Raw genomic sequence first — 26,458 nt, 5'->3', positions numbered from 1 at the left:
CACCGTCTTCCAGATGACCGGCGGCCAGGTCACCCTCGACCGCCGCCCCATCCTGCGCGGAGTCGACCTCACCGTCCGCCCCGGCGAGGTCGTCGCCATCATGGGCGCCAACGGCTCCGGCAAGTCCACGCTGGTGCGCGCCCTGCTCGGCCTCACGCCGCTGTCGGGCGGGCAGACTCTCCTGTACGGCGTGCCACCCGGCAGATTCCGCGACTGGCGGCGCATCGGCTACGTGCCCCAGCGCCTGGCCGTCGGCGGCGGTGTACCCGCGACCGTCAGGGAGATCGTCGCCTCCGGGCGCATCGCCCGGCAGAGCAGGCTCCGCCGTACCAGCAAGGAAGACCACGCGGCGGTGGCGCGCGCGCTCGCGGCGGTCGACCTGTCCGAGCGGGCCGGCGACCCCGTGCAGTCGTTGTCCGGCGGGCAGCAGCAGCGGGTGCTCATCGCGCGGGCGCTGGCCGGCGAGCCGGACACGTTCGTCATGGACGAGCCCACCGCCGGCGTCGACGCCGACAGCCAGCGACTGCTGGCCGGGACGCTCGCCACGCTCGTCCGCGAAGGACGCACCGTCGTGCTCGTCGCCCACGAGCTCGGCCCGCTCGAACCCGTCATCTCACGCGGCGTCGTGGTCCGCGCCGGGCTCATCGAGCACGACGGCCGGCCGCCGCAGCCGGAAGGAGAATGCGCCAAACCCGGACACGAGCACGTCCACCCGCACGCCGAGGAAGCCGTCACCGGCCCGCTGACCGACCTCCGCGTCAAGCCGTAGCCGCCCACCCCCGACCGATTGGCAAGTGCACCCGTGAGCGACCTTCTGCAGAGGGAGTTCTTCCAGCTCGCCCTCATCGCCGCCCTGCTGGTGGGCCTGTGCGCGCCCGCCGTCGGCACGTTCATCGTGCAGCGCCGCCTCGCCCTGCTCGGCGACGGCATCGGCCACGTGGCGCTGACCGGCGTCGCCCTCGGATTCCTGACCGACACGGCGCCGGTGCTCACCGCCGTGCTCGTCTCCGTCGCCGGAGCCATCGCCATCGAGCTGGTACGGGCGCGCGGGCGTACCAGCGGCGACGTCGCCCTCGCCCTGCTGTTCTACGGCGGCATCGCCGGCGGCGTCATGCTCATGGCCATCGCGCCCGGCGGCAGCAACGCCAAACTCAACTCCTTCCTGTTCGGCGCCATCGCCAGCGTCACCTGCCAGGACATCTGGATCATCGGCGGGCTCGCGGTCGCGGTGCTGGCGGTCGTGGCGTTCTTCGGGAGAGAGTTGTTCGTGCTCTGCCAGGATGAGGAGGTGGCGAAGGCGAGCGGGCTGCCGGTGCGATTCCTCAGCCTGCTGATCGCCGTGACCGCGGCGCTGACCGTGGTCATCGCCATGCGGGTGGTGGGGCTGCTGCTCGTCAGCGCGCTCATGGTGATCCCGGTCGCCACGAGCCAGCAGCTGACCAGGGGATTCAAGGCGACGATGGGACTGGCGACGGTGTTCGGGATGGTGGCGGCGGTCGGCGGTCTGCTCGTGTCCACCGTCTCGCCGAAGGTGCCGCCGGGAGCCTCGATCGTCCTACTCGCGCTCGCCGGCTTCGTGCTGGCCCTCGGGGTCGGTAAGTTCGTACGGCGAGGCCGACCACAGGAGATCACATGACGACCAGACGCGATGCCGTCCACGACACGCTGCGGCGCAGCGAGGGGTTCCGCAGCGCGCAGGACGTCTACGCCGAGATGCGGCAGGACGGGGCCAAGATCGGCCTCACCACTGTCTACCGCGCGCTCCAGGCCTTGGCCGACGGGGGCAAGGTCGACGTGCTGCGTACGGACGACGGGGAGTCCGTCTACCGCGCCTGCGCGACCGACGACCATCACCACCACCTGGTGTGCCGACGATGCGGGCGGACGGTCGAAGTGGCCGGGCCCGCGGTGGAGCGGTGGGCGGAGGCGGTGGGCAGCGAACACGGCTTCACGGAGATCACCCACACCGTCGAGGTGTTCGGGACCTGCGCTGGGTGCTCAGCCTGAAAGGCAAGGTGCTCCGCTCCGCTCCGCGCGTTCTTCCAGTCGGGGCCGGCCCCGACCCCTGTAGGGCCTCGCTGCGCTCGGACCGCCCTCTTGAGGCCCGCCCGTTGCCCAGCCAAGTGGTTGAGCAGTTGGATCCCACCCTGGCCAAAGGTGCTCCGCTCCGCTCCGCGCGCTTTCTCATGGGGCTGACGCCCAGGTTCGCCGGGCTGGCGGAATCCCTGACGGCCCGCGCTGACCTTCACCGACGGGGAGTGCGTGGCGTTCCTGGATGGGGTCGGTAAGAACGAGTTCGAGCTCTGAGTGTTGCCTTCGCGGCGCGGCCGGCCCGTGGTGGAAGGCAGTACGGCGGTGACGGCTTCGCTGCCCGGCGTCGGGTGGCGAGCCGGTCCGCCGTGGCCTTGGCCGCGGCGACCGCCTGCCGCGGGCCGTGATGATCCGCCGGTGCCGAATCCGATGACCGTGCGGCGATGATTTTCTGGCCGCGCCCGAGTCTGATTATCGAGATGGGCCAAATCGCGTCATCGACATGAATCGGACGAGCAGGAGGCGGTATGGGCGGCATCAGGGTGTTGGTGGCGGGGGCGAGCATCGCGGGGCCGGCGCTGGCCCACTGGCTGCGCCGGCGGGGGGCCGAGGTGACCGTGGTGGAGCGCGCCCCCGAGCTGCGCCCCGGTGGGCAGGCCGTGGACGCGCGCGGGGTGGCCAAAGAGGTCATCCGGCGGATGGGGCTGGACGCGGCGGTGCGCGCGGCCCGCACCGACACCGCCGGCGCGTACATCGTGGACACGGACGGGAACGTGCTGGAGACCCACCACGCGGACGACCACGGCGGCGACGGGTTCATCGCGGACATCGAGATCCTGCGCGGGGACCTGTCCCGAGTGCTCTACGACGACACCCGCGACGGTGTCGAGTACGTCTTCGGTGACCGGATCGCCGAGCTCAGCCAGGACGCGGACGGGGTCGACGTGGTCTTCGCCGGCGGCGACCGGCGGCGCTTCGACCTGGTGATCGGGGCCGACGGGCTGCACTCGCAGTTGCGAGCGACGGTCTTCGGGCCGCATGAGCGCTTCATCCGCCATCTCGGGCTCGTGCTGGCCTTCTACGGCGTGCCCAACGAGTTCGGAGTGGACCGCTGGATGATCGACTATCAGGAGGCCGGGCGGTCGGCCGGCCTGCGGCCCGTCCCGGACGCCACCCGGGCGATGGCCATGTTCTCCTTCCCCGCGGCCGACTTCGACGTCGACTACCGTGACGTCGCGGCGCAGAAGCGCCTGCTGCGCGAGCGGATGGACGGTTTCGGCTGGTTGACCCCGCGCATCCTCGCGCACGTGGACGACACCCCGGACTTCTATCTGGACCAGGTCGCTCAGGTGGTGATGGACCGCTGGTCGAGTGGACGGGTGGGGCTGCTCGGGGACGCCGCGTTCAGCGCGTCCCCGATGTCCGGGGCGGGGACCGGGCTGGCCCTGGTCGGCGCGTACCTGCTGGCCGGAGAGCTGGCCGCCGCCGGGTGGGATCCGGAGGCCGGGTTCGCCGGCTACGAGGCGCGGATGCGCTCGTTCGTGGAGGCCAACCAGGAGATCGGCCGGTTGCACGTGCACAGCCTCGGGGTCACGGGGCCGGACGCCGAGCCGAGCCCCGACTTCGCCGGCGAATGGTTCACCGAACTGGTCGAGCGTGCTATCAACGGCGCGGAGCTGCCCGACTACGCAGGGGTGCCGGACTCCGGGGCTTCGGCCGGACTGTCGATGACCTCGTCGGCCAAGCCGTAGGCCACCGCCCGGACGGGTCCGCCGGTTTCGCGACATCCACCGCCTGCTTTCGCACGCTGACGCCAGGTCCGGCGGGCGGTCGGATGGGCCTGCAGGCCCAGCCCGGTGCGCTCCGTGTCCGGGCGCGGTACGGCCTGCGCGCGCAGGCGCAACCGGTCATCTTGTTCGGTCGCTCGCGGGTCAGCTCTCGGCGAGTCGTGCCTTCTTGACCTTGTTACCGCACGTGTTCATGGAACACCAGCGGCGGTTGGCTCCGCGGCTGGTGTCAAGGAAGAGTCCCGCGCATCCGGGGCCTTCGCAGTTCTTGACGCGGCTGCGGACGGGGCCCCCGAGGACGTGGATGGCGTCTGTGGCCAGGACCCCGAGGGCGTCACCGACAGGCGTCGTCTCGGTCAGGTGCCATCCCGCGAGATCGTTTTCGAGCGCGGCCTTCGCGTGCCCGGCGGCCGCGACCGCGTTGAGGGTGCCGACGTCTTGCGCATCGGGCTGTTCACCCGCGGCGATCGCCGACCCGATTCGGTAGATCACCTCCCGCAGCTCGACGGCGTCCTTCAGATCGGCCGGCGACACGTCCGTGGCGTCAAGCCCTGCCGCCCGCAGCCACATCCTCAGTCGTGCGGGGCCGGTCAGCCGCTCGCGCGGCGCCATGCCGGCTCGATCGCTGACGGTGGCGGTGAAGCGGAACGCCAGGACCTCGTTGTCCATGCGGAACACACGACGTACGTCCTCGGTCATTCCAACCTCCGCGGTGAGCGACACACCTGGCGAACCGTCTTAGCCGGTTCGCCAGACGCTAACATGTCTTGGACGGCCCATAGAAGGAGGTCTCCACATGAGCGACATCGCGGTCATCGGTCTGGGAGCCATGGGACGGCCCATCGCACGCAACCTCTTGAGCGCCGGCCACGACGTCGTGGTGTGGAACCGCTCCGGCAGGCCCGCGGACGAGCTTGTCGCGGCGGGTGCCCGGCGAGCCGCCTCGGTCGCCGAGGCCATGCGCTCGCCGGTGGTCTTCTCGGTCCTGGCCGATGACCGGGCCGTCGCCGAGACGTTCATCGACTCCGGTGTTCTCGCTCAGGCCCCGGGCGGGATCGTTCACGTCAACCTCGCCACGGTGAGCGCCGGCCTGGCTCGCCGGGCCGCCGCGGCGCACGCCGAGCATGGCGTCGGGTACGTCGCGGCGCCGGTCTTCGGCCGTGTCCCGGTCGCCGAAGCCGGAGCACTCAACATCCTCGCGGCGGGCGAGCAGGAGCTGATCGACCGCGTGCAGCCGCTCTTCGACGTGATCGGCTCGCGGACCTGGCGACTCGGCGATCGTCCGGAGCAGGCCAACATCGTGAAGATCCTCGGGAACTACCTGATCGCCTGCGCGATCCAATCGCTGGGCGAGGCTGTCAGCCTCGCGGAAGGCGCCGGTATCGACTCGCGGCGGTTCGTCGAGCTGCTGACCTCAACACTCTTCCCGGGAGCCGTCTACACCGGCTACGGATCGATGATCGCCGAACGGCGCTACCAGCCGCCCGGATTCACTACCGTGCTGGGCCGCAAGGACCTCCACCTCGCGCTCGACGCGGCGCACGACCACGACATCCCGCTCCCGGTCGGTGAACTCCTGCGGACCGTCTTCGATCAGGCCATCGCCGACGGCCGCGGGGCCGACGACTGGGCGGTCATCGCGGAACGGCAGCCGCGGTGACCGCCGTGGGCCCATGACGCGTACGTGAGCGGGATCGCCACGAAGGCGGGCGGGTCGTGGGTTCAGCCGCTCGCGGGCCGGTAGCGCAGCCACACGACGCCCGACCGGTACGGCGTGGCCGCCACCAGTTGCAGGCGGACGGGGCCGACGCCGTCGAAGAAGCGCGGGCCCGTCGCCCACAGGGCCGGGTGGATCCAGATCCAGAACTCGTCGACCAGTCCCTGCCGGGTGAGGGCGTGCGCGAACTCGCCGGCCCCGGAGACGATCAGGTTGCCGCCGTGCGCCTTCTTCAGCTCGGGCACCGCCTGGCCGAGCTCGCCTTCGATCAGGACGGCGTTCCACTCCAGCGGCCCGGTCAGCGTGCGCGACGCGACGTACTTCGGCATGGCGTTGATACGGCCGGCGAAGCGCCCCATCGCCGGATCGCCGGCCAGGTGCGGCCAGGCGGCGGCCAGCCCTTCGTAGGTCTTGCGGCCGAGGATCATCGCGTCGGCCAGCGTCAACTGCTCCAGTGAGGCGTTGGCGCTGTCGTCGTCGAGCACCAGCCAGTCCTCGGGCGAGGGCGCCTCGAAGGCGCCGTTGGCGCTGATGGAGTTGTGGACGATCAGGTGTCCCATCGTGCGTTCTCCGTTCTGTGGCTCACCGTGAACGCTAGAAGCGCGGACGATCGGGCCGCATCGGTCGAACTACTGGCGCCGGCCTGACGTTCCGGACGGTTGTGTCGTCGGAGTACTGACAACACGTTGTTTGGAACGGAGGACGCGATGACTACGAGTGAGTCCGGGTTCAGGGCATTTCTGGAGGGCCGCGTGGACGCCGCCCAGAAGAAGGACATCGACCGGCTGATGTCGCACTACGCCGACGACATCGTCTATTTCGATGTCGTGCCGCCGCTCCAGTTCGCGGGCACCGAGGACGTCCGCCGCAATTTCGTGCGGTGGTTCGACAGCTACGACGGTCCCATCGGCCTGGAAACGCACGAGCTGACCGTCGCGGTGAGCGGGGACGTGGCGTTCGCGCACATGCTGCACTTGGACTCGGGGGCGCGGACGAGCGGCCCCGAAGGTGACGTCTGGGTGCGATCGACCGTCTGCTGCCGTCGGTCGGCCGGCAAGTGGCTGATCACGCACGAACACATCTCGGTGCCGATCAGCATTCCCGGCCATTAACGGGTCCCGCTGATGTCGTGGGCGACGTCGGCGAGGTGGATGCTGTTGACCTGCGGGTCGTCGAGAAGCCTCCTGACGTCGCTCAGCACCATAGTGCTCCCGCCGGGCGCCTCAGGTCCGGCGGGACGAGGTGCCGAGTGCCTGGGCCGGTTCCGGGGGGCCGGGTGGCGGGGGTGGGGAGCCGCGGGAGCCGTACAGGACACCGATGATGATCACCACGCAGCCGGCGAACTGCCACGGCGACGGCCGTTCGTCCAGCAGGAGCGCCGACAGCGCGACCGTCGTCATCGGCTGGATGAGGAGCAGCAGCGCGGTGAGGGCGGCGGGCTGGCGGGGGAGTGCCCAGGTGATGAGCGCCCAGCCGACGACCTGAGGCCCCAGGGCGAGGGCGAGCAGCCAGCCGTGGGCGGGCCAGTCCGGTACGAAGTCGGCGCCGCCGAAGACCGGGCCGAGGACGGCCACCGAGAGCGTGGCGACCACGGCGGTGTGCGCGAGGGGGGTCATGGTGTGCGGGCCGGCGGCCTTCATCAGCAGCAGGTACGCGGCGTAGGCGACCGAGGTGGCGAGGCCGAACACGACGCCGAGCCCGGGGTCGGCGCCATAGGCGGCGCTGTCGAAGAGGCCGGAGATCAGGACGACGCCGGTGAACACCACCGGGGTGCCGATCATGAGCCGGGTGGAGGGGCGTTCCCGGAAGATCGCCCAGGCGGCGAACGCCACCAGGAAGACCTGCAGGTTGCCGAGTACGGTGGCCAGCCCGGCACCGACGTACTCGATCGCGGTGTGCCAGAACAGCAGGTCGAGGGCGAAGACGAAGCCCGCGGCCCAGGACAGGTAGCGGCCCTTGGCCGGAAGGGGGCCGAGCCGGCGTCGCTCCAGCCAGGCCAGCAGGAGTAAGGGCGGCACCGCGTAGGCGAGCCGCCAGAACGCCGAGGTGGCCGGTGACACGCCGGACAGGCGTACGAGCGGCCCCGACATGGAGATGACCAGTGCGCCCACCACCGCGATCAGCACGATACGGCGATGTGCACTCACCGAGGACCCCCGCCCGCCCGTTGTAGAGATACGCTTCGTCCACGCTATGAGCAGGCGTAGACAGGAGTCAATATGCCGTTTGGCCATGACATGGTGCACTCGCTGGCCACCGTCGTCGAGCTTGTGAACACCTCGCCCTCCACCGGGGGCGACGACGGGCTGGCGGATCTGAGCGACCTGCAGGCCTTCGTCGAGTCGCGGCAGGTCAGCGGCATCGGCGTGCTCACTCCCCGCGACCTCGGCCAGGTGCGCATGCTGCGGGAGGCCTTCCACCGGGTGTTCCTGGCCACCGACCAGGCCGTCGCGGTCCGGCTGCTCAACTCGCTGCTGGCCGACACGCGTATCACACCCCGGCTGGCCGAGCACGACGGGCATCCGCTGCACATGCACTACTTCGCGCAGGACGCCGTGCTGTCCGAGCACGTGGCCGCCGACTGCGGGGTGGCGCTGGCCCATCTGCTGGTCGAGGGCGAGTGGGAGCGGTTGCGCACCTGCTCGGCGCCCGACTGCGACCGGGTGTTCGTGGATGAGTCCCGCAACCGCTCGCGGGTCTACTGCGACAGCCGTACCTGCGGAAACCGCATGCACGTCGCCGCCTACCGCGCCCGCCGCCGCGCCTGACGGACTCCGGGGGTCCGCGTGGTGCGGGCCCCCTCCCGTCTCAGCGGGCGACTTCGTTGGGTACGGCTCCGCCGTACCTTCTGTCGCGCTTGGCGTAGATCTCGCAGGCCTCCCACAGATCGCGCCGGTCGAAGTCCGGCCAGAGGCGGTTGAGGAAGACCATCTCCGCGTAGGCCGACTGCCACAGCAGGAAGTTGGAGAAGCGCTGCTCGCCCGATGAGCGCACGAACAGGTCGACCTCGGGCACGTCCGGTTCGTCCAGGTAGCGGGCGAAGACCTTCTCGTTGACCTTGCCCGGTTTCACCCGGCCCGCGGCGATGTCGGCGGCCAGTTTCACCGCGGCGTCGACGATTTCGGCCTGGCCGCCGTAATTGACGCAGAACTGCAACGTCAGCGTCCGGTTGCGCTCGGTCATCTCCTGCGCCGTCTCCAGCTCGGAGATCACGCTCTTCCACAGCCGCCCCGGCCGGCCCGCCCAGCGCACCCGCACGCCCATGGCGTTGAGCTCGTCGCGGCGGCGGCGGATCACGTCGCGGTTGAAACCCATGAGGAAGCGCACCTCGTCCGGCGAACGCTTCCAGTTCTCCGTGGAGAAGGCGTAGGCCGACAGATAGGGAATGCCCAGCTCGATCGCGCCCTCGATCACGTCGAACAGCGACGCCTCGCCCGCCTTGTGCCCCTCGGTGCGCGGCAGCCCGCGCTGCTTGGCCCAGCGGCCGTTGCCGTCCATGACGATCGCCACGTGCCTGGGCACCAGCTCACGGGGGATCGGCGGCGGTGTCACGCCGGAGGGGTGGGGCGTCGGGGGACGGACGTTCAAACCGGTTCTCTTTCTACGTGTCGGAGCGAGCGGATGCCGTGCTCCAGGTGCCACTGCAGGTAGGCGGCCACCAGCCCGCTGCACTCGCCGCGGTGGCGCGGCAGCGAGGCGTCGGCCGCCGCCCAGTCGCCCTTCAGCAGCGCCGTCATGAGCCCGATGGTCTCGATCGACGGTACGGCGGAGCCTGCCGGTTTGCAGCCGCCGCAGACCACGCCACCGGCCACGATCGCGAACGCCCTGATCGCCGGGGCACGGCACCTCGCGCACGCCTCCAGCGCCGGAGCGTACCCGGCGACGGCCAGCGAGCGCAGGAAATACGCGTCAAGGACCAGCCTGGCTTCGTGTTCGCCGTCGGCCAGCGTGCGCAGCCCGCCCACCAGGAGCAGGAACTGCCGCAGCGCGGGCTCCTTCTCGCCGTGGGTGAGCCGGTCGGCGGTCTCCAGCATCGCGCTGCCCGCGGTGTACTTCGGGTAGTCGATCGCCAGCGCCTCGCCGTACGGCCTGAGCGTCTCGGCCTGTGTGACGACGTCGAGCGAGCGCCCGACGTGCAGTTGAAGATCTACGTGAGTGAAAGGTTCGAGGCGCGCCCCGAACTTGCTCGTGGTGCGGCGCACACCCTTGGCGACCGCCCTGACCTTGCCCGTGCGCTTGGTGAGCACCGTGATGATGCGATCGGCCTCGCCCAGTTTCTGCGTGCGCAGGACTACGCCCTCGTCACGATAGAGACTCACGAGGACATCCTATTGGGGCACACGGGTGGACCGGCTTTACCCAAGGCTCACTAGACTTTGACGTCTGTCCCCGCATTACCCGTTGTTCAACCCCCCGCAACTGCCTCGAAAGGGAGTCATGACCCGCGTGGTCCTGCTGGGCTCTTCGCCCGGCCCCGACACCGCTCCGACCGGCCTTCGGCTGGCCGCGCTGCCCGGCAACCCCACGGTTGGCGAGAGACTGCGCGGTCAGATCCTCTCCCTGGATCCGCAGCCGGCCACGATCGAGCCCCACGACGTGGCCGCCGCTTTGCGTGCCCTTGCCGACGTCGCAGAATCCGCAACGGACAACCTCCTCATCCTCCCGGCCAACTCCGTCATCCACGACGAGCTGATCTACCAGATCACCAAGGCCAAGCGGGGTGCCCTCGCGCTCGTGGCCAAGGAGCCGCGGCCGGACAACGGTGAGGACACGCAGGAGGACAGCGCCGCCGACACCGTCCCGATCGACGAGGCCGAGCCCGAGATCGGCGACCGCACCCTGGAGGGCCTGCCCGTCCGGGCCCGCGCCGGCAAGTCCCGCATCGTCTCCGTCGGCACCGCCACCATCGCGGTGACCCGGCCCAACACGGTGCTGCTCGGCCCGCTGCACATCAAGGTGCAGCACATGCCGGTGCTCGCCGAGACCTGCCGCGAGCTGGCCGACCTGGCCGGTGGTTTCGGCCCCGACGACGACCTGGTGCAACTGGTCGCGTTCGGGCTGGTGCGCAAGGGTGTCTCGGTCGGCATCCGCGGACGCCGCGACCTGTTCTTCCGCCGGGTCTCCACCCAGGAGGAGGCCAACGAGGCCGGCTCCGAGATGGCCGGCATGAACGAGGACCGCGCCAGGCTCGACAACGCGGTCAAGGGCGCCGACGGCTTCTTCACCACCTACTTCGTCTCGACGTACTCGCGTTTCATCGCCCGCTGGGCGGCCCGCCGCGGCCTGACTCCCAACCAGGTGACGCTGATCTCCATCCTGCTCGGCGTGGCGGCGGCGGCCTGTTTCGCCACCGGCCAGCGGCCGTGGATGGTCGCCGGTGGCGTGCTCATCTACTTCGCCTTCGTCTTCGACTGCGTCGACGGCCAGGTGGCCCGCTACGCCCGCAAGTTCGGCGTGCTGGGCGCGTGGCTGGACGCCACGTTCGACCGGTTCAAGGAGTACGTGGTCTTCGCGGGCCTGGCCGTCGGCTGGGTGGTCTCCGGCAACGGCGACGACATCTGGATCCTCGCGCTGGCCGCGCTCGGCCTGCAGTCGGTGCGTCACCTGCTCGACTTCTCCTTCGGCATCTCCAACCGCCGCAAGCCCCCGGCGCAACTGCCCACGCTGGCGCTGGACGCCCCCGACGACCGCAAACTCCGCAAGGACCTGGAGAAGCGCAAGATCGAGCGCAGCCAGGGCATCCGCGGCCTGCTGAAGATGTGGACCAAGGCCGGGCGCTACCGGGCCGTCCACTGGGCCCGCAAGATGGTCGTGTTCCCCATCGGCGAGCGGTTCGCGGCCATCGCGATCACCGCCGCCCTCTTCGACGCCCGCGTCACCTTCATCACCCTGGTGGCCTGGGGCACCGTCGCCGCCGCCTACACCCTCACCGGACGCCTCATGAGGTCGCTCGCATGATCACTCAGCCGCAGGCCGCCGCCACCCCCACACCCGACCCCGACGAGGAGCGGCGCCGTATCCAGACGGCCCGTCTGCTCGCCTACCGCGACGACGGGCTTCTCGTCCACGCCGTCGCCGGCAAGATCGGCAAGGGCCTCCCGCCGGTCCCCGCCACGCTCGCCGCGCTGCTGGTCGTCATCGCCCTCGGCGTGGCCGGGCTGCTGAAGCCGGGCCCGATGCTCTTCGTGGCGCCGCTGGTCGTGGTCCTGCTGGTGCTGCCCACCGCCCCGCGCGACCACCTGGGCCGCTTCGACTGGCTCACGCCGCCGCTGCTGCGCGGCACCGAGTTCCTGACCGTGATCCTGGTGGGACTGGCCGCCGACGCGCCGAAGTGGCTGCTGTTCGTGCTGGTGTACGTGGTCGGCTACCACACCTACGACACCGTCTACCGCACCCGCCAGAGCATCTGGCCGCCCGCCTGGGTCTTCCACGCGGGCCTCGGCTGGGAGGTGCGGCTGCTGATCATCGGCGCCGGCGCCGCCCTGAACATCCTGCTGCCGGTGCTGGCGGTGCTCACCGCGTACCTGTTCGTCCTGTTCGCGGTGGAGAGCGTCACCTCGTGGGTGCGCCTGGACAAGGCCTCCGCCCAGGCGGGCGCCGACGCCGAGCAGGACCTGGAGGCCTCCCCGGAAGAGGCTCAGGAAGCCGCCACCGGCGAAGCCGACAAGGGCTGATTTTTCCGGTACGGCAGGCCGGACGGGGCCAGGCGCGGCGAAAACGCCGGGCCCCGTTCCCGGCCGGCCCCGACGTGCCCCCTGGCGGGAGCATGATCCTTCGCCGCCCGAACCCTTCGGTCACAACCAGACGTTGTGCGGCTACCATCGGGCGGCGTGGATCTCGATGCTGTGCGCACCTTCGTGGCCGCCGCGGACGCGCGGCGTTTCCAGGACGCCGCCGACGAGTTGTCGATCACCCAGCAGGCCGTGTCCAAGCGCGTCGCCGCGCTGGAGCGCGACCTCGGTGTGCGGCTGTTCACGCGTGCCGCGCGCGGAACCCAGCTCAGCATCGACGGGCAGGCGTTCCTGCCGCATGCCCGCGATCTCCTGCGGGCGGCGGAGCGCGCGGCCGCCAGCGTCCGCCCCGGCAGCCGCGCGCTGCGCGTCGACGTGATCGGCCGGCGGCTCGCCCCCGCCGCTCTGCTGGGCGCCTTCCACCGCGCGCATCCCGAGATAGAACTCGACGTCGTGACCCTCTTCGACGCCGACGCGGCCGTCGCCGCCCTCACCTCCGGCACGATCGACGCGTCCTTCCGCGCCGTCACCATGCCCGGCCGGCGGCTTCCCGACGACATCGAGGCCGCCCGGGTCCACGACGAACCCATCCAGCTCCTCACCGGCCCCGCCCACGACCTCGCCGCCGCCCGCGCGGTCACGCCCGCCGGCCTGGCCGGACACCGGATCTGGATGCCCGGCATCGTCCCCGGGACCGAGTGGGCCGCCTACTACGCCGACCTCGCCGCCACGTTCGGGCTCACCATCGAGACCACCGGGCCCGACTTCGGGACCGATCCTCTGCTGGACACGATCGCCGACTCCCGGTCGCTGGCGACGTTCGTGGGGGAGCAGACCCGGCTCGTCTGGCCCGCCGACCATGGGCTGCGGCGCATCGCCGTACGTGATCCCATTCCGGTCTATCCGCACGCGCTGACCTGGCACCGCGACAACCCGCATCCGGCACTCGCCGCCCTTCGCGACCACTTCGGTTCCGGGCCGCCCGGCGGCCCGGACGGCGAGGTCTGGACACCGGCCTGGGCGCACCGGCGCTGACCGCCGCACCGGCCCATACGACGCCGAGGCCCGCATCGGCGCTGTTCGCGCCGGTGCGGGCCTCGTGGATGGCGTTGGTTCCGGTTCTATCGCCGGTGCTTCGCCTCGGCGGTGGTCTTCAGGGCACCCAGCCAGGCCTCCAGACCCTGGCCGAGGAACCGGGTGGCGAGGGGGACGTTGGATTCGATCTGCTCGCCGGCGTGGGTCTCCTCGGTGCGTACGAGGACACCGCCCTTGACCTTTTCGAACGTCCAGACGTGGACGCCCTGGTCGATGCGCAGACCCTTGCCGATGGCGGGCCCGGTCCAGCGGACGCACCGGTCCTTCTTCAGCTGCTTGACCGTGGAGGTGATGACGAGCGTGGTGGGCGGGCTGACCGGGGTGGCGGGCACCGGGGTGGTCCAGCGGAACCGCGAGTGCTCGCGGAACGGGCCCTGGTCCAGGCGCTTCATGGTGGCGACGGGCTTCTGCCACCGGGGCCAGCGCTCCACGTCGGTCTGCAGGTTCCAGATGGTGCGCAGCGGCGCCTTGATCAGGATCTCGCTCCGGTAGCGGACCTTAGCGCCGGGGTCCACGCCCGCGCCGCGGCACGTCAGCCCGGTGGTCTGCCGCGTGGGGCTGGGCTGCTGCGCGATGGTGGCCTGGGCGGCCGGGAGGTTGCCCGCGAGGATGGCGGCGGTGGCGACGGAGACGGTGACGGCCGCGAGGCGGGCGCGGTTCTTGGACATGGTGTTTCCTTCGGGGGTCTCTGGAGGGGAGCGGTCAGCCGCGGCGGGCGCGGAAGATGGCGAGGATGAGCGCGGCGGACGCGACGACGATCAAGGCGACGAAGCCGGGGTGGATGTCCTTGGACATGCTCGGCGCGCCGTCGGGTCGCGCCTGCCAGATGATGAACGGGATCGCCCACGTGGCGGCGACCGCCGCGGCCGTCCACCGGACCAGCCGGTCGTGGGTGCCGCGGAGCGCCCCGACCAGGGCGATGACGACCGGGATGATCGCGAGCATGGCGAACTGGCCGATCACCATGACGGGAACCGCCCAGGCGGAGATGGTCACAGCGAGCGGAGTGCGGCGGCTGTTGGTGGCGAGAGCGGCGGTGGTCATGGCGTTTCCTCGGTTCCGTTAGGGCCTCGTGCTTACGTTAGAAGTTATAACTGCAAACAGAAGAAGGCGTCAATAGGTTTCGTGATACCTTCTAACTCAATCTTCAAGATGTAAGGCGGCTGGAGATGGCGGAGACGATGACCCCCCGCGAGCGCTACCGGGCGCAGGTACGGGGGGAGATCAAGGAACACGCGTGGGAACAGATCGCCACGACAGGCGCCTCCGCGCTCTCCCTCAACGCGATCGCCAAACAGATGGGCATGAGCGGCCCCGCCCTCTACCGCTACTACGCCAGCCGCGACGACCTGATCACCGAGCTCATCAGGGACGCCTACCGAAGCCTCGCCGACACCGTCCAGGAAGCCGCCGCGGCCGGTGCCGACCTGGCCGGGCTGGCACGCGCGATGCGCGCCTGGGCATTGGCGGACCCCCAGCGGTACCTGCTGATCTACGGCACGCCCGTCCCCGGCTACCGGGCGCCCGACGACATCACGCTCATCTCCTCCGAGATCATGACGGCTCTGCTCGACGCCGCCGTCAAGCTACCCGCGCACGCCCCCGCGACCCCGCTCGACGCCCACCTGGCCGATCACCGCGACTGGGCCGCCGGCCACCCTGCCCCACCCGAGGCGCTGCACCGGGCCCTGAGCTTCTGGACCCGCGTGCACGGCGTCCTGTCCCTCGAACTCGCCGGCCACTTCAGCGGCATGCGCATCGACACCGCCCTGCTCTTCGAGGCCGAACTGAACGACCTCCTGGCCCCCTGACCGATCACGGCTCCAGATGGGCGAGGTCGAGGCGGGCCAGCCGGTCGCGGTCGGACAGGATGTCGATCGCGGCGATCCTGCCGCCGCAGACGGTGAAGCTCATGATGGAGATCAGCCGGTCGTCGATGGTGTTGACCAGGCCGGCGAGGCCGTTGACGAGGGCCGGGCGGGTGATGGTGCCACTGGCCATCCGCCGGAAGGTGGCGGCCTGCCCGGCCACGGCCGCGGCGCCGCGGATGACCTTGAGGCCACCGGCGAGCACGCCGCCGTCGGCGCGCAGGACGACGTCAGGGTCGAGGATGGAGACCAACGCGGCGAAGTCGCCGCCGCGCGCGGCGCTCAGGAACGCGTCCACCACCCGGCGCTGATCCGCCCGGTCGGGGTCGGGATTCGGGGTCACGCCGCGCACCCGCTGACGCGCGCGGCTGGCGAGCTTCTTGGCCGTCGCCGAAGAACGGTCCACGATGGGCGCTATCTGCTCGAACGGCAGGCCGAACATGTCGTGCAGCACGAACGCCAGCCGTTCCGCCGGGGTCAGCGACTCCAGCACCACCAGCAGCGCCAGGCCCACCGAGTCGGCCAGCAGCGCCTCCTGTTCCGGGCCCGCGGCGTCCTCCCGGCTGATCAACGGCTCCGGCAGGCGGTCCTCGAGAGACTCCTCCCGCCGGGACCCGCGGGCGCGGAGCATGTCCAGGCAGATCCGGCCGACCACGGTGGTCAGCCAGCCGCCCAGGTTGTCGATGTCACCGGAGTCCGAGCGCGCCAGCCGTAGCCAGGACTCCTGCACCGCGTCCTCGGCCTCGCTCAGCGAGCCGAGCATGCGGTAGGCGACCGCTCTCAGGTGGGGGCGGTGCCCCTCGAACTGGACAGCCAGCGCGTCATGGGTCGTCACGGTCGCGTACCTCTCCTTCGGCTCCTTCATCCCCATGACGGGTCGAAGCCATGAAAGGTGACCGGTCACCTCTGGCCCGCGCCGCGCTCGGATTCCAGGTCAAGGGGCTGCGCTACCCGTTTCTCAGCGCGAACGCGTTCGGCCACGACGGCTCGGCCGGCTCCGAAGCCTTCGCCGACCCCCGCACCGGCATCGTCCTCGGCTACACCTGGCGCCGCTTCGGCTTCGGCTGGTCCTACCCCGAACACGACCGCCTCGCCGCCGCCCTGCACCGCGCCGTCACCTTTGCCGCGGGCGATCCGTCATAGCGGCGCAACCACCGTTCGGAAAGGAACCCACCACCATGACCGCCATCGAGCAGCAGTCGCGCCTGTCCAACCCCCTCGCGCTCATCCCCGAGCTCAAGGACATCGGCGGCGCCCTGTACAAGGCGACGGGCAACGGCACGATCCCGCAGACCACCATCGGCCTGGTCCAGCTCCGCGCCGGGCAACTCGCCGGCAGCACGTACCTGACCGTCCTGCACACCGGCGGTCTCCGCAGATCAGGCGTGAGCGAGGAGAACATCACCGCCGTCGCCTCCTGGCGAGACGCGCCCTACTTCACCGACGCCGAACGGGTCGCACTGGAACTGGTCGAATCCGTCCTGACCCCGAGCCCGTCGGGCGAACGCGTCCCCGGCGAACTGTACGCACGGGCCTCGCTTCACTATGACGAGAAGGCACTCGCCACACTCATCATGGCGATCGGCCAGGTCTGCTTCTTCCTCCCCCTGGCCCTCATCGGCAAGCCACTACCGGGCGTCTCCCCGTCGGACCAGTGGAGGCAGCCCTAATGATCACGAGCTGACCCTCGCGGATACCAGGAGCTTGGCGCCGCGTCCGGCCGGATAGACGTGGACGCCGCGCCCCGCACAAGAGCGGAGCAGGCCCCGAGCCTTCGAAGGGCGGGGGCGCGCTGTCAGCGAGCCCTGGCAACCGGTTCGCGAAGGTTGGGGGCGATTCTTCGGTCGAGGCTCCTTGGCGGGAGGCGCTGGTGGGATGCCGGACGGTGTCGGGGGCACCGGACACCGTGCGGCATCCCGTCATCATCCCGGACTGCGTCCACCGGCCGAGCCGAGGCCGGTGGCCGGGGTGACGTCGAGGCGGTGCTCGCCGGCATAGACGTTCATCGACTCCCCCCGCAGGAAGCCGATCAGCGTCATCCCCTCCTCCGCGGCCAGTTCCACGGCCAGGGAGGAGGGTGCCGAGACCGCGGCCAGCACCGGTATCCCGGCCATGACCGCCTTCTGCACCAGTTCGAAGGAGGCGCGGCCGGAGACCATCAGGACGGTTTCGCGCAGCGGCAGCAGGTCGCCGCGCAGGGCCCAGCCGAGGAGTTTGTCCACGGCGTTGTGGCGGCCCACGTCCTCACGTACGCACATCGCCTCGCCGGCCGGCGAGAACAGGCCGGCCGCGTGCAACCCGCCGGTCCGGTCGAAGACGCGCTGGGCCGAGCGCAGGCGATCCGGCAAGGCGGTGATCGTCTGGCGGCTCAGCCTGATCGGGTCCTCGCGCGGTGTCCAGCGGGCGACGGTGCGTACCGCCTCCAGCGACGCCTTTCCGCACACGCCGCAGGAGGAGGTGGTGTAGAAGTTGCGGGGCTCAGGGTGGGGTACGCCCGGCGCCAGCCGTACATCCAGGACGTTGTACGTCTGTGTCCCGTCGGCCAGGGCGCCCGCGCAGTAGCGGATGGCGGCGACGTCGGCGGCGCGGCCCACGGCGCCCTCGCTGACGAGGAATCCGGCGGCCAGGTCGAAGTCGTCCCCGGGGGTACGCATGGTGAGGGTCAGCGGGGTGCCGTCGAGGCGGATCTCCAGGGGTTCCTCGGCGGCCAGGGAGTCGAAGCGGCGGGTGGTGGTGTCGCGGACGCGCAGGATGGGGCGCTTGATCGTCACTCTAGACATAGCCGTATCCGAAGCGTCCCTTCACACAGAGGTTGCCGTGGGTGACGGGGTTGTCGTGGGGCGACGTCACCTTGACGATCTTGTTGTCCTGGACGTGGAGGGTGAGGTTGCAGCCGACGCCGCAGTAGCTGCAGATGGTGGTGGTCTCGCTCTGGCGGTCCTCGTCCCAGGTGCCGTCGGCGCGCATGTCGAACTCGGTCTTGAACGACAGCGCCCCGGTCGGGCAGACCTCCACGCAGTTGCCGCAGTAGACGCAGGCCGAGTCGGTGAGCGCCGCGTCCCATTCGGTGGAGATGGTCGCGTCGAAGCCGCGCCCGGCCACGGAGATGGCGAAGGAGTTCTGCCACTGCTCGCCGCAGGCGTCCACGCACTTGTAGCACAGGATGCACTTGCCGTAGTCGCGCACGTAGAGGTCGTTGTCCACCTTGGCGGGCTGCTCGACGGTGGCCGCGTCCTCGCCGAACCTGGCCGGGTCGGCCCCGTACTCGGCCATCCATTCCTTGGCCCGCGGGGTCGTGGACAGGTCGGTGGAGGAGGCCAGCAGTTCGAGGACGACCTTGCGGCTGTGGCGGGCGCGCTCGGTGCCGGTGGCGACCTTCATTCCGGCCTCGGCCTTGCGCGAGCAGGCGGGGGCCAGCGTGCGCGCGCCCTCGACCTCGACGACGCAGACGCGGCAGGCGTTCTTCGGGGTGAGGGTGTCGCCGTGGCAGAGCGTCGGGATGTCCTTTCCCGCCGTCGCGCAGGCGTCGAGGAGCGTCGCTCCTTCGGGCACGCGTACGGCTTCGCCGTCGATCTCGACGTCGATCAGGCGCCGAGGGGGCTGCAACGGGATCACTTGAAGACTCCCAACCGGTCGATGGCGGATTCGACCGCGTTCCAGGCGGTCTGGCCGAGCCCGCAGATGGAGGCGTCGCGCATGGTCTGGCCGACTTCGCGCAGCAGGACCAGGTCGGACTGGTCGACGCGGCGCGAGAGGCGATGCAGTGCCTCCTCCTGCCGCACGGTCCCGACCCGGCACGGCACGCACTGCCCGCACGACTCGTCGCGGAAGAACTCGGCGATGCGCAGCAGGATGGCCTTGAGGTCGACGTCGTCGCCGAGCACCAGCACGACGCCGGAGCCCAGGGTGGCACCGGCCTGCCGGGTGCCCTCGAAGGTCAGCGGGATGTCCAGGTCGGTGACGAACGCTCCGGCCGCGCCGCCCAGCAGCACCGCCCTGACCGTGCCGGTGGGCACGGCCAGGTCGAGAAGCTCTCTGAGCGTGGCGCCGAAGGGCAGCTCATAGACCCCCGGTTTCACGATATTTCCGGATACGCAGAACAACTTGGGCTCCGCGCCCCGATAAGCCGACGGCCCCCTCTCCAGAATCGGCAGCACGTTGACCAGCGTCTCCACGTTGTTGACCACGGTCGGCTTGCCGAACAGGCCCTTCTCCACCGGGAACGGCGGCTTGCTGCGCGGCTCCCCGCGCTGCCCCTCGATGGAGTTGAAGATCGCCGTCTCCTCCCCGCAGATGTACGCCCCCGCGCCCCGCCGGAGCTCGATGTCGAAGGAGAACCCCTGGCCCAGGATGTCCGCGCCGAGCAGACCCCGGGCGCGGGCCGTGGCCATGGCGTTCTCCAGCGCGTGCCGCGCCCGCGGATATTCGCCCCTGATGTACAGGTAGCCCTTGGCGCACCCGGTGGCGTACGCGGCGATCGTCATGGCCTCGATCAGCGCGTACGGGTCGCCCTCCATGATCACGCGGTCCTTGAAGGTGCCCGGCTCGCTCTCGTCGGCGTTGCAGACCAGGTAGTGCGGATGGTCGGGCTGGCGGGCCGTGGCCTCCCACTTGCGGCCGGTCGGGAACGCGGCGCCGCCCCTGCCGACCAGCCCGGAGTCGGTGACCTCCCTGATCACGCCGGCAGGGCCGAGCTGGAAGGCCCGGCGCAGTGCCTGGTAGCCGCCCTGCGCCCGGTAGTCGTCCAGGCTCAGCGGATCGACGACCCCGACCCGCCGCAGCAGCACAAGCCCGTCCTGCCCGGCCTGCGGCACCGCCGCCGCCACGGGCGGCTCACCGGCCTGACCCGCGGAATAGGGGGCGTCCACCGTGGCGGAGGGCGGCTCGCCCGCCGTCAGCGTCAGGCAGGCCGGTGCCCGCTCGCACAACCCGAGACACGGGCTCTCCTGCCAGGACTTCCCGGGCGGTCCGAGCCGGTCGGCGACGGCCTGCCGTACCTCGGAAGCGCCCTGAGCGTGACAGGCCAGGTCCGTGCAGACGTGCAGCACGGAGGCGGGCCGCTCGGACAGGGAGAACAGCGAGTAGAACGACGCCACCCCGAAGGCCTCGGCGGGCGGAACGGTCAGCCGGCGGCAGATGTAGTCGAGCGCGCCCTCGCTGATCCAGCCCACCCGGTCGTTGACCGCGTGCAGCGCGGGCAGCAGCAGGTCCCGCGCCGGTTCCGCGCGGATGGCCGAGCGCAGGCCGGCGGCGGTTCTGTCGCCGCCGTCCCACGCGGTGGCGGGCGGTCCGAGCAGCGCGTCGACGGCGGCGCGCTCCTCCGCGGTGGGCTCGGCGTCGCGGAAGCGCAGGTCCATCAGCCCACCGCCACAAGCTTCTCGACGCGTACGGCTGCCGCCTTGAACTCGGCCGTCCCCGCGATGGGACAGGTCGCCTCGATGGTGAGGGCGTTGGTGTCGACCTCGTCCGGGAAGTGCATCGTCATGAAGACCAGCCCCGGCCGCAGCGCGGGGTCGATGAAGACGGGCGCGACGACCGAGCCGCGCCTGGAGGTGATCCGCACCTCCTCGCCGGCGGTGAGCCCGAGGCGCAGCGCGTCCTCCGGGCACAGTTCGATGGTCTCGCCGCGGCGCAGCGGCGAGGCGAACCCGGAGGACTGGACGCCGGTGTTGTAGGAGTCGAGCCGCCGCCCGGTGGTGAGCCGGAGCGGGTACTCCTCGTCGAGCAGGTCCACCGGCGGCGAGTGACGCAGCACGGCGAACGGCGCCGGCGTGCCGCGCCTGGCCGGGTCGCTCTCCCAGAGCCGCCCGTGCAGGTAGGGCGGTTCGACGGAGTCCTCGGAGGGGCAGGGCCACTGGATGCCCTGCAGGTCGGCCAGCCGCTGGTAGGTCATGCCGGCGTGGGCGGGGGAGAGGGCGCGCAGTTCGTTCCAGACCTCTTCGGCGCCGTCGTAGTGCCAGTCGTGGCCGAGCCTGCGCGCCAGCTCGCACATGATCCAGATGTCGTCGCGGGCCTCGCCCGGCGGGTCGAGCGCCTTGCGGACGCGCTGGACGCGGCGCTCGCTGTTGGTGAACGTGCCGTCGCTCTCGCACCAGGCGGCGCTGGCGGGCAGGACGACGTCGGCCATCTGGGCGGTCTTGGTGAGGAAGATGTCCTGGACGACCAGGTGGTCGAGCATGGACAGGCGCTTGACGCAGGCCAGCGAGTCGGCCTCGGACTGGACGGGGTTCTCGCCGATGAGGTAGCAGGTGGTGACCTCGCCCTCGGCCATCGCCTCCAGCATCTGGGTGAGATTAAGACCATATTTCGGCTGAATCCCGATGTTCCAGGCTGACTCGAAGCGCCGCCGTACGGCCGGGTCGAGGATGTCCTGGAAGCCGGGCAGGCGGTTGGGGATGGCGCCCATGTCGCCGCCACCCTGCACGTTGTTCTGGCCGCGCAGGGGGGACAGGCCGGAGCCGTAGCGGCCGACGTGGCCGGTGAGCAGCGCCAGGTTGATCAGCGCGCGCACGTTGTCGGTGGCGTTGTGGTGCTCGGTGATGCCGAGCGTCCAGCACAACTGGGCGCGGTCGGCGCGGGCATAGGCGTGGGCCAGTTCTTTGATCGCCTCGGCCGGCACGCCGGTCACCTGCTCGGCGGCGGTCAGCGTCCACGGCTCGACCGAGGCGGCGAACTCCGCGAAGCCTGCCGTCGCCCGCTCGATGAACGCCCTGTTGTGCAGGCCGGCGTGAATGATCTCGCGGGCCACCGCGTGGGCGAGGGGGATGTCGGTGCCCACGTTCAGGCCGAGCCAGCGGTCGGCCCACTGCGCGGTGCCGGTGCGCCTGGGGTCGACGGCGAACATGCGGGCGCCCTTGTGGATGCCCTTGAGCACGTGGTGGAAGAAGATGGGGTGGGCGTTCCTGGCGGCCGAGCCCCACATCACGATGACGTCGGTGTCCTCGACCTCCTGGTAGGAGGAGGTGCCGCCACCGCTGCCGAACACCGCCGACAACCCCGCCACGCTGGGCGCGTGGCAGGTGCGGTTGCAGGAGTCCACGTTGTTGGTGCCCATGACCACACGGGTGAACTTCTGGCCTATGTAGTTCATCTCGTTGGTGGAGCGGGCGCACGACAACATCGCGAAGGTGTCGGGGCCGTGCCGGCCGACGGCGCGCCTGAAGCCTTCGGCGGCGCGGTCGAGCGCCTCGTCCCAAGTGGCCTCGCGCAGCACGCCGTCCTCGCGCACCAGTGGATGGGTCAGGCGGTCGTAGCTCATGATCCCTCCATTCTGTATACAGCCTACGGTATGCCTCACTAGGCCGTAGGAGCAACGTTCTCGTTCAGCAGGTCGCTCACCGCGTGGATCGCACGCAGCACCGGCACCTCGGCGCCGGTCAGGTCGGCCAGTTCGACCACCGCCGCCAGCAGGACGTCCAGTTCGAGCGGCTTGCCCTTCTCCAGGTCCTGCAGCGTGGAGGTCTTGTGCTCGCCCGCCTTCTCCGCGCCGCGCAGCCGCCGTTCGATCGACACACCCGGATCGCACCCGACCCTTCCGGCCACCTCGACGGTCTCCCGCATCATGGCCATGACCAGTTCGCGGGTGCCCTGGTGGCGGGCGATGCCGGCCATGGTGGCGCGGGCCAGGGCGCTGATCGGGTTGAAGGCGATGTTGCCCATCAGCTTGATCCACACATCGCGCCGGACGTCGGCCTCGACCGGGCACTTGAGCCCGCCCTCGACCGCGGCCCGGCTGAAGGCGGCGCACCGGGCGCTCAGTTGCCCGCCCGGCTCGCCGATGGAGAACCGGGTTCCCTCCAGGTGCCGGATGACGCCCGGCGCCTCGATCTCGGTGGCGGCGTAGACGACGCAGCCGATCGCGCGCTCCAGCGGCAACGCCGCGGTGACGGCCCCGTCCGGATCGACGCTCTCGATGCGGTAGCCCCGGTAGGGGCCGTTGAGCCCGTGGAAGTACCACCACGGGATGCCGTTCTGCGCGGCGATGATGCTCGTGGCCTCGTGCAGCAACGGCTTGATCATGGGGCCCGCGGCGGCGTAGCTGTTCGCCTTGAGGCCCAGGAAGACGTGGTCCACCTGGCCGACGTGGGTCGGATCGTCGGTGGCATGGGGGTGGGCGACGAAATCGCCCCGGGGGCTGAGCACCCGTACTCCCTCGCGGCGGATGGCCGCAAGGTGCTCGCCTCTCGCGATCAGATGCACCTCGACTCCCGCCCTGTGCAGGGCGGCTCCCACGTACGCGCCGATGGCGCCGGCGCCAAGAACAGCGACTTTCATGCTGCGCTCCGTTCTCGCGTCGGAATCTGCATTCGGTATACAGTATGGAAAAATGCCGGTCAAGGAGCCGCCCATGAGCACGCTGTCCTGGGAGCGGGCGCGCGCCCTCGCCGCCGCCCTCGCCTGCCCGCCCGCACCGGCCGATCTCCCCCTCGCCGAGGCGTACGGCTGCCGCCTGGCCGAACCCCTCCGCGCCCTGGTCCCGGTACCGGGCACGGACGTGTCGGCCATGGACGGCTACGCGGTCTGCGGCCCGCCGCCCTGGCGCCTGGTGGGCAGGGTGCTGGCCGGGGGAGCGGCGTACCCGTCGCTGGCGGACGGCGAGGCCGTCGAGATCGCCACCGGAGCCCCGGTGCCCGCGGGCTCGGCGGCGGTGCTGCCCTACGAGGCCGCCGACGCCGACGGCCGGTGGGTCAAGGGCCCGGCCGAGGCGGGCCGGCACATCAGGCGCAGGGGCGAGGACATCCCCGAGGACGCCGTGGTGCTCGGCGCCGGAACCGTGGTGACCCCGTCCGTGCTGGGGCTGGCCGCCGGGCTGGGGCACGACCGGCTGCGCGTGGTGCCCAAGCCGGCCGTGTCGGTGCTGGTGACCGGTGACGAGGTGGTCTTCGCGGGCGTGCCGGGGCCGGGCCGGGTACGCGACGCCATCGGCCCGATGCTGCCCGGCCTGGTCGAATGGGCGGGCGGCCGCCTGGCCGGTGTCGCCAGGCTGCCCGACGGTGAGCGGGCCCTGCGCGAGGCGCTCGCGAGCCAGGACGCCGACGTGGTCGTGGTCTGCGGGGCCTCCTCCAAGGGCCCTGCCGACCATCTGCGTGCCGTGCTACGAGGCGCGGAGGTGCTGGTCGACGGGGTGGCCGTGCGCCCCGGGCATCCGCAGATCCTGGCCAGGCCGGCGTCGGGGGCCATGCTCGTGGGCCTGCCCGGCAATCCCTTCGCCGCGCTCGGGGCGGCCCTCACGCTGCTGGTGCCGTTGCTCGGCCGGCCGTACCGGGGAGAGATGAGCGCGCCGGCGGGGCCGGTGCGGGCGCATCCGCGCGACACCCGCCTGGTGCCGGTCCGGCGCTCGGCGAAGGGCGCGGTTCCCGTGGGGCATGACCGGCCGGGTTCGTTGTGGGGAGCGGCGCTGGCCGAGGCCCTGGCGGCGGTGCCGCCGGGGTGGTGCGGCGGGCCCGTGGAGTTGATCGAGTTGCCGTAGAGGTCTGGACAGGCCGTTCACAAGGGAGTAACCATTGGCGTCATACGGTATGCAGTATGCGGGAGACAGTCGCCGAGAAGGGTGCACGATGTCGGAAACGATCTCTGGCGGTCATCTGGTAGCCAAAGCGCTCAAGGCCGAGGGCGTGGATGTGATCTACACGCTGTGCGGCGGGCACATCATCGACATCTACGACGGTTGCGTCGATGAGGGCATCGAGGTGATCGACGTTCGTCACGAGCAGGTGGCCGCGCACGCCGCTGACGGCTACGCGCGCATCACCGGCAAACCCGGCTGCGCGGTGGTCACCGCGGGACCGGGCACGACCGACGCGGTCACCGGCGTGGCCAACGCCTTCCGCGCGGAGAGCCCGATGCTGCTCATCGGCGGCCAGGGCGCGCTGAGCCAGCACAAGATGGGCTCACTCCAGGACCTGCCGCACGTGGACATGATGACGCCGATCACGAAGTTCGCCGCCACGGTGCCGAGCACCGAACGCGTGGCCGACATCGTGTCGATGGCCTTCCGCGAGTGCTACCACGGCGCCCCGGGCCCGTCGTTCCTGGAGATCCCGCGTGACGTCCTGGACGCGAAGATCCCGCTGGAGAAGGCGCGCATCCCCAAGAACTACCGGGCCTCCACGCGGCAGGCCGGCGACCCGGAGGCGATCGAGCGCCTGGCCGACATGCTCGCCCACGCCGAGAAGCCGTGCATCCTGCTCGGCAGCCAGGTCTGGACCTGCCGGGCCACCGACGCCGCGATCGACTTCGTCAGAAGCCTGAACGTGCCCGCCTACATGAACGGCTCCGGCCGCGGCACGCTCCCGCCCGGCGACCCGCACCACTTCCAGCTGTCGAGAAGGTACGCCTTCACCGAGGCCGACCTCATCATCATCGTCGGCACGCCGTTCGACTTCAGGATGGGGTACGGCAAGCGCCTGTCCCCGACCGCCACCGTGGTCCAGATCGACCTCGACTACCGCACGGTCGGCAAGAACCGCGACATCGACCTGGGCATCGTCGGCGACGCCGGGCTCATCCTGTCGGCGGCGGTCCAGGCGGCCAGTGGCCGGATCAGCGACGCCGCCGCCAGGCGCAAGGAGTGGATCGAGGAACTGCGCGCGGTCGAGACCCAGTCCTACGACAAGCGCCTGCCCAGGCAGCTGTCGGCGAGCACGCCCATCGACCCCTACCGCCTCGTCCACGAGATCAACGAGTTCCTGACCGAGGACACCATCTACATCGGGGACGGCGGCGACATCGTCACCTTCTCCGGCCAGGTCGTGCAGCCCAAGTCACCCGGCCACTGGATGGACCCGGGCCCGCTGGGCACGCTCGGCGTCGGCATGGCGTTCGCGATGGCCGCCAAGCAGGCCCGCCGCGACAAGGAGGTGCTCTGCCTGTTCGGCGACGGCGCCTTCTCCCTGACCGGCTGGGACTTCGAGACGATGATCCGCTTCGACCTGCCGTTCATCGGCGTCATCGGCAACAACTCCTCGATGAACCAGATCAGGTACGGCCAGGCCGCCAAGTACGGCGAGGACCGCGCCCGCGTCGGCAACACGCTGGGCGACATCCGTTACGGCGATTTCGCCAAGCTGCTCGGCGGCCACGGCGAGGAGGTCCGCGACCCGGACGAGATCGCCCCCGCCCTGCGCAGGGCCCGCGAGTCCGGCAAGCCCTCGCTGATCAACGTGTGGGTCGACCCCGAGGTCTACGCCCCCGGAACCATGAACCAGACGATGTACAAGTGAGGCTCAG

The 26,458-nt window shown here is 70.8% G+C and carries 28 protein-coding genes; 15 read left to right on the top strand and 13 right to left on the bottom strand.

The window, feature by feature from the left end:
• Nucleotides 1–13: 13 nt before the first annotated feature.
• The 4 genes from ACIBKY_RS18615 (at nucleotide 14) to ACIBKY_RS18600 (ending at nucleotide 3,782) form a co-directional block, all read left to right on the top strand.
• Complete coding sequence (locus ACIBKY_RS18615; RefSeq protein WP_397098410.1) at nucleotides 14–769, top strand: metal ABC transporter ATP-binding protein; 756 nt, start codon at nucleotides 14–16, stop codon at nucleotides 767–769.
• A gap of 33 nt (nucleotides 770–802) precedes the next feature.
• Nucleotides 803–1,636 carry a metal ABC transporter permease gene (locus ACIBKY_RS18610; RefSeq protein ID WP_397097888.1) on the top strand — a complete coding sequence of 278 codons (834 nt, stop codon included), beginning with the start codon at nucleotides 803–805 and terminating at the stop codon, nucleotides 1,634–1,636.
• Entirely contained in the window at nucleotides 1,633–2,007 is a 375-nt protein-coding gene (locus tag ACIBKY_RS18605; RefSeq protein ID WP_184966503.1) for a Fur family transcriptional regulator, read from the top strand. Before ACIBKY_RS18610 ends, ACIBKY_RS18605 begins: the two co-directional genes overlap by 4 nt.
• Nucleotides 2,008–2,558: 551 nt before the next feature.
• The gene (locus ACIBKY_RS18600; RefSeq protein WP_397097887.1) at nucleotides 2,559–3,782 is read left to right on the top strand and encodes an FAD-dependent monooxygenase; all 1,224 of its coding nucleotides are present in this window, start codon (nucleotides 2,559–2,561) and stop codon (nucleotides 3,780–3,782) included.
• Nucleotides 3,783–3,962: 180 nt separating this feature from the next.
• Here ACIBKY_RS18600 and ACIBKY_RS18595 read toward each other — a convergent pair whose 3' ends face one another.
• Entirely contained in the window at nucleotides 3,963–4,517 is a 555-nt protein-coding gene (locus ACIBKY_RS18595) for a CGNR zinc finger domain-containing protein (protein WP_397097886.1), read from the bottom strand.
• A gap of 97 nt (nucleotides 4,518–4,614) precedes the next feature.
• Here ACIBKY_RS18595 and ACIBKY_RS18590 point away from each other — a divergent pair, with 97 nt between their 5' ends.
• Nucleotides 4,615–5,478 (top strand): NAD(P)-dependent oxidoreductase, encoded by an 864-nt coding sequence (locus tag ACIBKY_RS18590; protein ID WP_397097885.1) that lies wholly within the window; start codon nucleotides 4,615–4,617, stop codon nucleotides 5,476–5,478.
• Between the two features lie 62 nt (nucleotides 5,479–5,540).
• On the opposite strand, the gene ACIBKY_RS18585 is transcribed toward ACIBKY_RS18590, so the two are convergent.
• Nucleotides 5,541–6,095, bottom strand: coding sequence for a dihydrofolate reductase family protein (locus ACIBKY_RS18585; RefSeq protein WP_397097884.1), 555 nt, complete (start codon nucleotides 6,093–6,095; stop codon nucleotides 5,541–5,543).
• Nucleotides 6,096–6,242: 147 nt separating this feature from the next.
• Here ACIBKY_RS18585 and ACIBKY_RS18580 point away from each other — a divergent pair, with 147 nt between their 5' ends.
• Entirely contained in the window at nucleotides 6,243–6,647 is a 405-nt protein-coding gene (locus ACIBKY_RS18580) for a YybH family protein (protein ID WP_397097883.1), read from the top strand.
• Nucleotides 6,648–6,758: 111 nt separating this feature from the next.
• Here the strand turns inward: ACIBKY_RS18580 and ACIBKY_RS18575 are convergent, their stop codons facing one another.
• Nucleotides 6,759–7,682 (bottom strand): DMT family transporter, encoded by a 924-nt coding sequence (locus ACIBKY_RS18575; protein WP_397097882.1) that lies wholly within the window; start codon nucleotides 7,680–7,682, stop codon nucleotides 6,759–6,761.
• A 72-nt stretch (nucleotides 7,683–7,754) separates the two neighbouring features.
• Here ACIBKY_RS18575 and ACIBKY_RS18570 point away from each other — a divergent pair, with 72 nt between their 5' ends.
• The gene (locus ACIBKY_RS18570; RefSeq protein ID WP_397097881.1) at nucleotides 7,755–8,303 is read left to right on the top strand and encodes a CGNR zinc finger domain-containing protein; all 549 of its coding nucleotides are present in this window, start codon (nucleotides 7,755–7,757) and stop codon (nucleotides 8,301–8,303) included.
• 40 nt (nucleotides 8,304–8,343) lie between these two features.
• Here the strand turns inward: ACIBKY_RS18570 and ACIBKY_RS18565 are convergent, their stop codons facing one another.
• Nucleotides 8,344–9,123: an isoprenyl transferase gene (locus tag ACIBKY_RS18565; protein WP_379621998.1), complete on the bottom strand. Its 780-nt coding sequence runs from the start codon at nucleotides 9,121–9,123 to the stop codon at nucleotides 8,344–8,346.
• Nucleotides 9,120–9,854, bottom strand: a complete 735-nt coding sequence (gene recO / locus ACIBKY_RS18560) for a DNA repair protein RecO (RefSeq protein WP_184966475.1) — start codon at nucleotides 9,852–9,854, stop codon at nucleotides 9,120–9,122. Before recO ends, ACIBKY_RS18565 begins: the two co-directional genes overlap by 4 nt.
• Before the next feature lie 118 nt (nucleotides 9,855–9,972).
• Here recO and ACIBKY_RS18555 point away from each other — a divergent pair, with 118 nt between their 5' ends.
• The 3 genes from ACIBKY_RS18555 (at nucleotide 9,973) to ACIBKY_RS18545 (ending at nucleotide 13,301) form a co-directional block, all read left to right on the top strand.
• Nucleotides 9,973–11,493: a CDP-alcohol phosphatidyltransferase family protein gene (locus tag ACIBKY_RS18555; protein WP_397097880.1), complete on the top strand. Its 1,521-nt coding sequence runs from the start codon at nucleotides 9,973–9,975 to the stop codon at nucleotides 11,491–11,493.
• On the top strand, nucleotides 11,490–12,209 hold the full coding sequence (locus tag ACIBKY_RS18550; RefSeq protein WP_397097879.1) for a DUF5941 domain-containing protein: 720 nt from the start codon (nucleotides 11,490–11,492) through the stop codon (nucleotides 12,207–12,209). The genes ACIBKY_RS18555 and ACIBKY_RS18550 overlap by 4 nt, the downstream gene beginning before the upstream one ends.
• Nucleotides 12,210–12,365: 156 nt before the next feature.
• Nucleotides 12,366–13,301: a LysR family transcriptional regulator gene (locus tag ACIBKY_RS18545; protein WP_397097878.1), complete on the top strand. Its 936-nt coding sequence runs from the start codon at nucleotides 12,366–12,368 to the stop codon at nucleotides 13,299–13,301.
• An 86-nt stretch (nucleotides 13,302–13,387) separates the two neighbouring features.
• On the opposite strand, the gene ACIBKY_RS18540 is transcribed toward ACIBKY_RS18545, so the two are convergent.
• Nucleotides 13,388–14,029 carry an SRPBCC family protein gene (locus tag ACIBKY_RS18540; RefSeq protein ID WP_397097877.1) on the bottom strand — a complete coding sequence of 214 codons (642 nt, stop codon included), beginning with the start codon at nucleotides 14,027–14,029 and terminating at the stop codon, nucleotides 13,388–13,390.
• Nucleotides 14,030–14,063: 34 nt separating this feature from the next.
• Nucleotides 14,064–14,405 (bottom strand): hypothetical protein, encoded by a 342-nt coding sequence (locus ACIBKY_RS18535; RefSeq protein WP_397097876.1) that lies wholly within the window; start codon nucleotides 14,403–14,405, stop codon nucleotides 14,064–14,066.
• Between the two features lie 125 nt (nucleotides 14,406–14,530).
• On the opposite strand from ACIBKY_RS18535, the gene ACIBKY_RS18530 reads away from it, so the two are divergent.
• Nucleotides 14,531–15,172 (top strand): TetR/AcrR family transcriptional regulator, encoded by a 642-nt coding sequence (locus ACIBKY_RS18530; RefSeq protein WP_397097875.1) that lies wholly within the window; start codon nucleotides 14,531–14,533, stop codon nucleotides 15,170–15,172.
• Nucleotides 15,173–15,176: 4 nt separating this feature from the next.
• Here the strand turns inward: ACIBKY_RS18530 and ACIBKY_RS18525 are convergent, their stop codons facing one another.
• Complete coding sequence (locus ACIBKY_RS18525) at nucleotides 15,177–16,064, bottom strand: sigma-70 family RNA polymerase sigma factor (RefSeq protein ID WP_397097874.1); 888 nt, start codon at nucleotides 16,062–16,064, stop codon at nucleotides 15,177–15,179.
• Nucleotides 16,065–16,114: 50 nt separating this feature from the next.
• Here ACIBKY_RS18525 and ACIBKY_RS18520 point away from each other — a divergent pair, with 50 nt between their 5' ends.
• Together ACIBKY_RS18520 and ACIBKY_RS18515 are read left to right on the top strand one after the other, a co-directional pair.
• The gene (locus ACIBKY_RS18520) at nucleotides 16,115–16,372 is read left to right on the top strand and encodes a hypothetical protein (protein WP_397097873.1); all 258 of its coding nucleotides are present in this window, start codon (nucleotides 16,115–16,117) and stop codon (nucleotides 16,370–16,372) included.
• Nucleotides 16,373–16,407: 35 nt separating this feature from the next.
• Complete coding sequence (locus ACIBKY_RS18515; protein ID WP_397097872.1) at nucleotides 16,408–16,899, top strand: carboxymuconolactone decarboxylase family protein; 492 nt, start codon at nucleotides 16,408–16,410, stop codon at nucleotides 16,897–16,899.
• Nucleotides 16,900–17,151: 252 nt separating this feature from the next.
• On the opposite strand, the gene fdhD is transcribed toward ACIBKY_RS18515, so the two are convergent.
• Genes fdhD through ACIBKY_RS18490 form a run of 5 tightly spaced genes read right to left on the bottom strand, consistent with a single transcriptional unit; the run spans nucleotide 17,152 to nucleotide 23,503 of the window.
• Nucleotides 17,152–18,009 (bottom strand): formate dehydrogenase accessory sulfurtransferase FdhD, encoded by an 858-nt coding sequence (fdhD, locus tag ACIBKY_RS18510; protein ID WP_397097871.1) that lies wholly within the window; start codon nucleotides 18,007–18,009, stop codon nucleotides 17,152–17,154.
• The gene (locus ACIBKY_RS18505; protein WP_397098408.1) at nucleotides 18,002–18,841 is read right to left on the bottom strand and encodes a 2Fe-2S iron-sulfur cluster-binding protein; all 840 of its coding nucleotides are present in this window, start codon (nucleotides 18,839–18,841) and stop codon (nucleotides 18,002–18,004) included. Before ACIBKY_RS18505 ends, fdhD begins: the two co-directional genes overlap by 8 nt.
• The gene (locus tag ACIBKY_RS18500) at nucleotides 18,841–20,586 is read right to left on the bottom strand and encodes an NAD(P)H-dependent oxidoreductase subunit E (RefSeq protein ID WP_397097870.1); all 1,746 of its coding nucleotides are present in this window, start codon (nucleotides 20,584–20,586) and stop codon (nucleotides 18,841–18,843) included. Before ACIBKY_RS18500 ends, ACIBKY_RS18505 begins: the two co-directional genes overlap by 1 nt.
• Nucleotides 20,586–22,487, bottom strand: coding sequence for a molybdopterin oxidoreductase family protein (locus ACIBKY_RS18495; RefSeq protein WP_397097869.1), 1,902 nt, complete (start codon nucleotides 22,485–22,487; stop codon nucleotides 20,586–20,588). Before ACIBKY_RS18495 ends, ACIBKY_RS18500 begins: the two co-directional genes overlap by 1 nt.
• 38 nt (nucleotides 22,488–22,525) lie before the next feature.
• Nucleotides 22,526–23,503 (bottom strand): 2-dehydropantoate 2-reductase, encoded by a 978-nt coding sequence (locus ACIBKY_RS18490; protein ID WP_379622038.1) that lies wholly within the window; start codon nucleotides 23,501–23,503, stop codon nucleotides 22,526–22,528.
• Between the two features lie 73 nt (nucleotides 23,504–23,576).
• On the opposite strand from ACIBKY_RS18490, the gene ACIBKY_RS18485 reads away from it, so the two are divergent.
• Both ACIBKY_RS18485 and ACIBKY_RS18480 read left to right on the top strand, forming a co-directional pair.
• On the top strand, nucleotides 23,577–24,698 hold the full coding sequence (locus ACIBKY_RS18485) for a molybdopterin molybdotransferase MoeA (RefSeq protein WP_397097868.1): 1,122 nt from the start codon (nucleotides 23,577–23,579) through the stop codon (nucleotides 24,696–24,698).
• An 88-nt stretch (nucleotides 24,699–24,786) separates the two neighbouring features.
• Nucleotides 24,787–26,451 carry a thiamine pyrophosphate-binding protein gene (locus tag ACIBKY_RS18480; protein ID WP_397097867.1) on the top strand — a complete coding sequence of 555 codons (1,665 nt, stop codon included), beginning with the start codon at nucleotides 24,787–24,789 and terminating at the stop codon, nucleotides 26,449–26,451.
• Nucleotides 26,452–26,458 lie beyond the last annotated feature (7 nt).

Origin of the sequence: Nonomuraea sp. NPDC050394, from assembly GCF_044459065.1 — a bacterium.
Classification (GTDB): Bacteria; Actinomycetota; Actinomycetes; order Streptosporangiales; family Streptosporangiaceae; genus Nonomuraea.
Note: the sequence above shows the minus strand (reverse complement) of the source record. Positions and strands in the feature narration are given on the sequence as shown.

Bases quoted from the DNA above. Each gene is read 5' to 3' on its own strand.
- ACIBKY_RS18585 (WP_397097884.1), bottom strand. From the start codon at position 6,095: ATGGGACACCTGATCGTCCACAACTCCATCAGCGCCAACGGCGCCTTC.
- ACIBKY_RS18590 (WP_397097885.1), top strand. From the start codon at position 4,615: ATGAGCGACATCGCGGTCATCGGTCTGGGAGCCATGGGACGGCCCATC.
- ACIBKY_RS18550 (WP_397097879.1), top strand. From the start codon at position 11,490: ATGATCACTCAGCCGCAGGCCGCCGCCACCCCCACACCCGACCCCGAC.
- ACIBKY_RS18600 (WP_397097887.1), top strand. From the start codon at position 2,559: ATGGGCGGCATCAGGGTGTTGGTGGCGGGGGCGAGCATCGCGGGGCCG.
- fdhD (WP_397097871.1), bottom strand. From the start codon at position 18,009: ATGTCTAGAGTGACGATCAAGCGCCCCATCCTGCGCGTCCGCGACACC.
- ACIBKY_RS18580 (WP_397097883.1), top strand. From the start codon at position 6,243: ATGACTACGAGTGAGTCCGGGTTCAGGGCATTTCTGGAGGGCCGCGTG.
- ACIBKY_RS18480 (WP_397097867.1), top strand. From the start codon at position 24,787: ATGTCGGAAACGATCTCTGGCGGTCATCTGGTAGCCAAAGCGCTCAAG.
- ACIBKY_RS18555 (WP_397097880.1), top strand. From the start codon at position 9,973: ATGACCCGCGTGGTCCTGCTGGGCTCTTCGCCCGGCCCCGACACCGCT.
- ACIBKY_RS18485 (WP_397097868.1), top strand. From the start codon at position 23,577: ATGAGCACGCTGTCCTGGGAGCGGGCGCGCGCCCTCGCCGCCGCCCTC.
- ACIBKY_RS18500 (WP_397097870.1), bottom strand. From the start codon at position 20,586: ATGGACCTGCGCTTCCGCGACGCCGAGCCCACCGCGGAGGAGCGCGCC.
- ACIBKY_RS18490 (WP_379622038.1), bottom strand. From the start codon at position 23,503: ATGAAAGTCGCTGTTCTTGGCGCCGGCGCCATCGGCGCGTACGTGGGA.
- ACIBKY_RS18595 (WP_397097886.1), bottom strand. From the start codon at position 4,517: ATGACCGAGGACGTACGTCGTGTGTTCCGCATGGACAACGAGGTCCTG.
- ACIBKY_RS18535 (WP_397097876.1), bottom strand. From the start codon at position 14,405: ATGACCACCGCCGCTCTCGCCACCAACAGCCGCCGCACTCCGCTCGCT.
- ACIBKY_RS18515 (WP_397097872.1), top strand. From the start codon at position 16,408: ATGACCGCCATCGAGCAGCAGTCGCGCCTGTCCAACCCCCTCGCGCTC.
- ACIBKY_RS18495 (WP_397097869.1), bottom strand. From the start codon at position 22,487: ATGAGCTACGACCGCCTGACCCATCCACTGGTGCGCGAGGACGGCGTG.
- ACIBKY_RS18605 (WP_184966503.1), top strand. From the start codon at position 1,633: ATGACGACCAGACGCGATGCCGTCCACGACACGCTGCGGCGCAGCGAG.
- ACIBKY_RS18540 (WP_397097877.1), bottom strand. From the start codon at position 14,029: ATGTCCAAGAACCGCGCCCGCCTCGCGGCCGTCACCGTCTCCGTCGCC.
- ACIBKY_RS18520 (WP_397097873.1), top strand. From the start codon at position 16,115: ATGAAAGGTGACCGGTCACCTCTGGCCCGCGCCGCGCTCGGATTCCAG.
- ACIBKY_RS18570 (WP_397097881.1), top strand. From the start codon at position 7,755: ATGCCGTTTGGCCATGACATGGTGCACTCGCTGGCCACCGTCGTCGAG.
- ACIBKY_RS18530 (WP_397097875.1), top strand. From the start codon at position 14,531: ATGGCGGAGACGATGACCCCCCGCGAGCGCTACCGGGCGCAGGTACGG.
- ACIBKY_RS18615 (WP_397098410.1), top strand. From the start codon at position 14: ATGACCGGCGGCCAGGTCACCCTCGACCGCCGCCCCATCCTGCGCGGA.